This window comes from Shewanella sp. A22, assembly GCF_053850585.1.
Window position 1 is genome coordinate 1 of the sequence record NZ_JBSQBN010000205.1, and the last position, 3,727, is coordinate 3,727.

The window sequence follows — 3,727 nt, forward strand, 5'->3', positions numbered from 1 at the left end:
TTATTTTTTATGGAAAAAAATAGACCATGCAGTCGTATTTTGAAAGCATCTAACGAAGCATAAAGGACTTTGAAACCCGCCAGAATGGAGTCTCTCAGGTATTCCACTTCTGTGTTACATCGATTTAGAAGGGAACAACCATTTCTACATCAATGTGCCTTGAATTGAAAAACCTGAGAGACTCTGAACTGACCAGATATTTAATGAAATTGGTATCACTCTGCTAATGTGGTTAACACCACTTGGTGATGATCTTTTGTTTTAAATTTGTTTAATACATGGCTAATTTTACCATCAATACCGACAATAAAACTTAAACGATGGATACCGTCATAAACTTTTCCCATAAATTTTTTCTCGCCCCAAACCCCAAACCCATCGGCTACAGCGTGGTCTTCATCACTGAGTAAAGTGAAGTTTAATTGTTGTTTTTCAGCAAATTTAGCCAACTTAGAAACTGGATCTGGGCTTATACCAAACACAGTAACATTAAGGGCATCAAGCTGAGGTTTAATGTCACGTAAGCCTTGAGCTTGTACCGTACATCCTGGCGTCGATGCTTTAGGGTAAAAATAAACTAAAACAGGGCCCTTTTTGAGCGTGTCTTGTAAAGAGACGGTTTCGTCAGCTTGATTTTGTAAGGTAAATGTTGGTGCGATATCACCGACTTGTAATGTGTTCATTATTAATCCTTCATTTATCAAATATCTGTGTATTACGTCAATTTAGCCGCTTTCCTAAATGAATAGAGCAAGATTAAGGTGCCGCAATACCTTGCATTCGTTTAATGGTGCATTCAAGTGACATCAGTTCAGCAAGCTGATGAATATCTTGTTCCAGTTCCAATAAATTGACTTTATCAGGAATGTTAATGGCTAATAAAATAGATTGGGTTTTAAGGCTGTCATTGTCATCTGCGTGAGAGCGAACGGCGGCTAAATCGAGGCCTCGATCGGCCAAAAATTGGGTAATACTTTTCATGGTCCCACGCTGGTCTTCGCCATTGAAAATAACTTCAATACGAGAGATATAGTTTTTCGGGGTATGTTTAGATGTACGCTTCATTACCGTCATGAGCTCTAACTCTACGCTTAAGCTCGGCAATAAACTTTCAATTTTTGTTATCGCAGACCATGAGCCTGATACCATCATAATTAAGGTAAACTCATTACCAAATAAAGCCATACGACTGTCGACGATATCGCAATCACATTCACTTGCTAAAAGCGCTAAACGACTGACTAATCCCGGACGGTCTGCGCCCATTGCCGTAACGACCAGATAATTGGTCATGGATTTTCCTCACTTTTAGATTTCTTATAGTGAAAACTTATGCAAAAGCATGTAAGTTTTGGTGCAGGTGTTAATGCTATCATCTTTCATTTAAACACCTCAATATAGTAACCTATATCACTCACAGAAATGTGATTATTTTTTAGCGCTATGCCTTTAAAGATGCTAGGTTACGCTGCAATAAATAGTATAAATGACTTATTTCAGATTATGGTTACCGTAGTGCTTGTCATTATTGGTTGGCATCAGTAACATAGCGAATCCTGAAACCGTGGGGAAGATAGATGATAAACGGAAGCATCGTAGCCTTAGTCACTCCAATGAACAGTGATGGCACAATAGATTACGCAAGTCTTGAACGGCTTGTTGAGTTCCATATTGAACAAGGTACTGATGCCATTGTTGCGGTCGGTACGACAGGAGAGTCAGCGACTTTGCCAATGGCGGAGCATGCTGCTGTAGTGGCGCAAACGGTTAAGTTTGCCTCAGGCCGAATCCCTGTGATTGGCGGCAACGGCGCAAATGCCACAGCAGAAGCTGTCGAACTCACTAAATCATTACAGCATTCAGGTGTTGCTGCCATGCTTGGCGTAACCCCGTATTATAACAAACCATCACCTAAAGGATTAATCGCTCACTATAAGGCTGTCGCAGCCAGTACTGACATTCCTCAAATTCTTTATAACGTGCCTGGTCGTACTTCTGTTGATATGAAGCCCGAAACGGTGGCCGAATTAGCTAGTGTGAGTAACATTATTGGCGTAAAAGAAGCGACTGGGGATGTGAGCCGTGTTGCCCGTTTACGTGAACTGTGTGGCGAAGACTTTTTACTTTATAGCGGTGATGATGCGACTGCTCGCGAGTTTTTATTACTTGGCGGTAATGGCGTTATTTCGGTGGCGAATAATATTGTTCCACATTCGTTTAAAGCAATGTGCGATGCTGCATTGGCTAAAGATGAACAATTAGCTAAAACGATAGATCAGTCATTAACAGGTATTTATCGCTCTTTATTTTGTGAAGCAAACCCAATCCCTGTCAAATGGGCTGTTCATAGAATGGGCTTGATAACTAATGGTCATATTCGTTTGCCTTTAACTGAACTTTCAGAACAGTTTCATGGTCTGTTAATAGAAACAATGAAACAAGCTCATATTAAGGTAAAATAAATTCATGTTAAAGAAAGTCACTCCGTTACTACTTGTTGCCGCAGTTTCAGCTTGCAGCACGCCATTAGACCGTCGTCAGGCCAATGGTAATGATGATTTCGTTAATGCTGAAACAGCCCCATTATTGACGATACCACAGGGCTTGAATACGCCAACTTACAGCAAGGAATATGACATTCCAGAAGTGGGAAGTAAGGTAAACAAGCAGATTATTGGTAAAGCACTCGACATTCGTGCTCCATTGCAAGTTTTACCAATGGCCGAAGGTACCCATATCGAAGAAAGCAGTAATAATATTCGTGTCGTTATTGAGTCGATTGAAAGTACTACCGATTTGAAACAAGAAATTTTTGATGTTATTGATGGTTATTTAGCTAAAAATAATATTGCAATTCGTGATGAAGATTTCGATGCAGGGTTTATCGAAACCGATTGGATTGAAAATGACGAGATTATTGAATCTAATTGGTGGAGCAGTGACAAAGTATATCAACTTCGTCAACGTTACCGTTATCAGGTGGATGTGAAACCTCATGGTCGTTCAGGTACTGTGTCGATTGATTTAGTTGAACATCAAGAGTTCTATAATGATAAAGATCAAAAAATATTATTAAGTGGTGAAGACAAGCGTCGTTATACCATTGATATGTTAAACAATGCTATTGCTTATATGAGCATTAAACGTGATCAAGCAATTCGTGCAGCCCGCATTCAAAAAAGTTTGGGTATTAAAGTTGACTTGATCACCAATGCTACTGATCCCGCTTATTGGATAGCAGATGCAAATTATAAATCGGTTTGGGATCGCTTACGGTTAGTATTACCGGAAATGGGTTTTGATGTTGTTGACATGGATACTAGCAAAGGCTTGTTTTATATTAATTTAGAAGAAAGTGGTGGTTTCTGGAGTTCGTTATGGAACGAGGAAAAATTGTCACTGAAAAAAGGCAACTATCGTTTACTGCTTAAAGAAACCGATGATGTCAATCAAACAAAGATTTTGCTTCATGACGTAGAAGATAAACCATTATCTAATGAGTCCATTACTGAAGTTTATGAAATTATTTCTGACTTAATGCAAGAAGACCGTAAAATGCGTTAAGCTTTATTGATTTTTTAGTCGAAAGAGACGCATTATGCGTAATGCCGATCAGTTAAGCGGTAATGCTATAAAAACTGAACAGATCGGTTGACCGATCTTTTCAGTCTGCGAAAATCCGATAATCTTTATTATCGGATTTTTTTATGGAACTCTCTGAAGCCCT

Annotated in this window: 4 protein-coding genes; 2 read left to right on the forward strand and 2 right to left on the reverse strand. The window is 39.2% G+C overall.

What is annotated here, in order from left to right; genetic code table 11:
* Positions 1–215: 215 nt before the first annotated feature.
* Entirely contained in the window at positions 216–683 is a 468-nt protein-coding gene (bcp, locus tag ACWXWT_RS20090; protein WP_456043341.1) for a thioredoxin-dependent thiol peroxidase, read from the reverse strand.
* Positions 684–756: 73 nt separating this feature from the next.
* A complete protein-coding gene (locus ACWXWT_RS20095; RefSeq protein WP_456043342.1) occupies positions 757–1,293 on the reverse strand; it encodes a glycine cleavage system protein R in 537 nt (178 codons plus the stop codon).
* A gap of 284 nt (positions 1,294–1,577) precedes the next feature.
* Between ACWXWT_RS20095 and dapA the strand changes: the two genes are divergently transcribed.
* Both dapA and bamC read left to right on the forward strand, forming a co-directional pair.
* Positions 1,578–2,462 (forward strand): 4-hydroxy-tetrahydrodipicolinate synthase, encoded by an 885-nt coding sequence (gene dapA / locus ACWXWT_RS20100; RefSeq protein ID WP_456043343.1) that lies wholly within the window; start codon positions 1,578–1,580, stop codon positions 2,460–2,462.
* A gap of 4 nt (positions 2,463–2,466) precedes the next feature.
* Positions 2,467–3,564: an outer membrane protein assembly factor BamC gene (gene bamC / locus ACWXWT_RS20105; RefSeq protein WP_456043344.1), complete on the forward strand. Its 1,098-nt coding sequence runs from the start codon at positions 2,467–2,469 to the stop codon at positions 3,562–3,564.
* Positions 3,565–3,727: the final 163 nt, after the last annotated feature.